The sequence below is a fragment of the Novosphingobium aerophilum genome, assembly GCF_014230305.1.
GTDB classification, from domain to species: Bacteria; Pseudomonadota; Alphaproteobacteria; order Sphingomonadales; family Sphingomonadaceae; genus Novosphingobium; species Novosphingobium aerophilum.
The window spans coordinates 1-3157 of record NZ_JACLAU010000090.1 but is presented as its reverse complement, the minus strand read 5'-3'; the positions used below and the strand labels follow the sequence as shown (position 1 = coordinate 3157).

Genomic DNA, 3157 nt, shown 5'->3' with positions numbered 1-3157 from the left:
CGCCAGCACCGTCATAGCCATGTCCTCCCGACCGACGGGAGAACCATGCCACCGTTGCTCCGCCAACCACGCCAGAGAGTGTCATCTCTATCTAGCGGAGGGGTGTCATTTCTATCTGGCGCTTACAGTCTTCGTCCCTGATAACCGCCCCTTCTGCCTTGGCGTCGTTCCGTCGCATCCGGAGCAGCGGCTCACCCCGCACCGACGGTTCAATCGTCAAATCGTAACCAGGCAAGGCGTCCTTCTCAGCGAGCTTGAGGATCTCAAATTTGAAACGGCGATACTCACCTTCCGCCCCGCTCTTCTCGAACAGCACCGGCATGGAGATGGCAAAGCCCCCCTCCCCTGCCCCGCCAGCATGCTTGCGCGCGACTTTGTAGAGCCAGCGCTCGCGCCCGCCGCTGATGGCAAAGTATGCCCGATCGATGGCCAGCACGCCGCCCTTCATGAGGACGCCCTCATAGAACCAATTGGAGAGCTCGAGCGTCATGCCTTTCGAGCGCTCGGTACGCTCATCGACGAGCTGCGTCCAACCATCGAGCCAGCTGAAGGTCGCTTCGCGGCGGTTTTCCGCACGGATGTTGGTCTTGATCGTCGTTGAGACGAGCCGGTCGAGCGCCTGTCCAAGTAGCTCATAAGCGCGGCCGGTCGTCGGGCGCCCGATCGCCCTCAGCAGATCGTAGGGCATGATGTGGAGTTTGCGCGGAATGTCGTTCTGGCCGCGCCGCGCCATGTCTGCGAGCATGCTAGCGCAGTAGATCAGGATGTCCGCATCCCAGATCGTCGCCATGCCGTAATCGGGATTGGCGCTAACGTGAACCCACAGCTTCCCGTCGGGGCTGCTGTAGTCGATGGCCTTCACCCGCTTCGACTTCGCGAGACTGAAGAAAGGGCGCTCCATCATTTCGCGCTGGTCGCGAAAATTAAGATCGGCGATATAGGGCAGGAACAGATCGAACTGCTCTCCAACCGCCTGCGTACGGGCCTTGCTCACGAAAAGTTTCCTCGAGGAAACTTTTTGGGCCCCACCCCATCAAAGTCAGGTTTGCCTGCCACTACCGGACCGTGATCCCGCTCTCGCGAAGGCTCGCGAGCAAGCTGCGCACGCCCTCGACGACCGCCTCATCGCTTGCGCCGCTTGCCATCGGCACATGCAGCGTGATGCCCTGCCGGCTAACGCCTTTTACGGCAACGATTGGCCGCCCAAGCGGGCCTTGAACTTCTAGACTGAGCCTCGGGGCTTCCGGCGCGGGGCTGGCTGTCGCCGCGAGGAGCCGCTTCAGTACCAGGCTACCGAGCAGGGCGGGGGAGCCGGCATCGACCAGCATCCGGTTCTCTGCGGTAATTGTACGCGCTTCCTTGCTTACTGCCTTCGCGCGCCTTGGGTCATCCATCACGGTGGCGAGCTTGTAGGCAGGGTTGAGCGTTAGCTCCTGCAGATTTGCAAAGGCCTCAAGTACGTCGTCGGGGAGAGCGGCGGCCTTCAGCATCTTGGACAGCCAGCCCTTCGACACCTTCAGGCGCTCCGCCATGCGAACAGCCTTGCCGCCGTAGTGCAGGTCGAGCGCTGCTGCATAATTTCGCGCTCGTTCGATGTCGGAGATGTCCTTGCGCGCGCGGTTCTCGATATCGGCAAGCCGGAAGGCGGCTTCGTCATCGAGTTCGGCGACTTGTGCAAGCAGGCGCATATCAGGGTACGAGTGCGCCCGGAGCCAGGAGATCGCGAAGTGCCGACGCGTGCCCGCAATGAGCTCGTAGTCATGATCGGGATCACCGCTGACGTGCCGAACGACCGCCGGTACTTTCTGCCCGCCTTCGGCAATGATGGAATCGATGAGGTCCCGGCAATTCTCTTCGCTGAGTTTTGATTGGAGCCGGGCATTGCCGCCCCAGACCCGCACGCGCGAGGGATCGACCAGCAACTGTGTGACTTGCCGAACTTCGCCGCTCGCCACACGGGCAAGTGCATTCTCACGCCCAAGCAGCGAAAGGCCGGCGCGCGAACTCGCTCTTGCCGGCTCATCCTGAGGGGGCAGGGGAACCGCCTTCTCGACCGGTGCGGGCTTTGCCGGTGCGTCGGCTGAAACTTCCTCAGCGAGCAGGCTCGCAAGATAATCGCTCTGCTTACGGGCCATCAGCGCTCACCCCCACACAGTCGCCACAAGGGAACATATAGCGAACAAAAGGGCGATAACCCTTTGGAATATCATGCATTGATCACCTCGCGTTCACTGGCGGGGGCAGCGATGCCCCAGCCCTTGCGCACCAGGACTTCGACCTGCCCTAGCGCATCATCGAGGTTGCTCCTGCAGCGCTTGTGCGTGCGCGCTGTGCCGATCGGGCGCTCCAGTTCGTAGACTGTCATCATGCGCAGCGCCGCGTGGCTGATCTCCGCACTATCGAGGATGGGTACCGGCAGCAGTGCAGGGCCGAAGGTCTGCTCCATGATCTGGCGCACCATCGCGTGGCTCGGATCATTGCTGGCGAACTTCGAGCACAGCAGCCGCACGAAGGCATAATCGACTACAATCCCGGCCTCGCCGAGTTGGCGCGTGACCTGGTCCATCATTGAGAGGAACTGGACTGTCGAACAGAAATCCGGGGTTGTGGCCGCGAGTGGCACGATCAGCGAATTCGCCGCCTGCATCACTGCGAGCGAGATTGTGCCAAGCGCCGGCGGCGGGTCGAGAATGACCACGTCGTAATTGCGGGCAAGATCTTGAAGGCCCTGCTTGAGCTTCCGAAAGCGGGAGGCGAGCACGCTGCCTCCGTCCGAGCCGGCGGCGGCGAGCTCATACTCGACATCGAAAAGCTCGAGGTTGGAGGGGATGAGATCGACATTGGGCCAAGGCGTCTTCTGAACCGCGTAGAGGAGATCGGTCTGGGTGGGGTCGATCGACAAGTAGGGATAAAGCGTCTGCTCGCGTTCGATGTTGAAGTGCGGGTTGAACCCGAACAGCGTCGTCGTGGTTGCCTGACTATCGCAGTCGACCACCAGCACGCGGTAACCCTGCACCGCGAAGTAGTGGGTGTAGCGCGACATTCACGGTGAGAATGCGCGACAATCAAGATGAGAATCCGGTGTGTCGGGATTTGCGTAGGGCGTAGCCCGGAGCGGATCCCGACACACCGGAGGGCCCCTTTGTGGGGAGGCCGG

General features: G+C 61.7%; 1 protein-coding gene and 2 pseudogenes. All 3 read right to left on the bottom strand.

Going from position 1 to position 3157, the window contains the following annotated elements:
- Positions 1–160: 160 nt before the first annotated feature.
- A pseudogene (locus H7F49_RS19070) lies at positions 161–994 on the bottom strand (replication initiator protein A); the annotation flags it as partial.
- A 61-nt stretch (positions 995–1055) separates the two neighbouring features.
- Entirely contained in the window at positions 1056–2135 is a 1080-nt protein-coding gene (locus tag H7F49_RS19065; RefSeq protein WP_185685132.1) for a ParB/RepB/Spo0J family partition protein, read from the bottom strand.
- Positions 2136–2206: 71 nt separating this feature from the next.
- Positions 2207–3028 (bottom strand): annotated as a pseudogene (locus H7F49_RS19060) (AAA family ATPase); the annotation flags it as partial.
- Between the last annotated feature and the right edge of the window lie 129 nt (positions 3029–3157).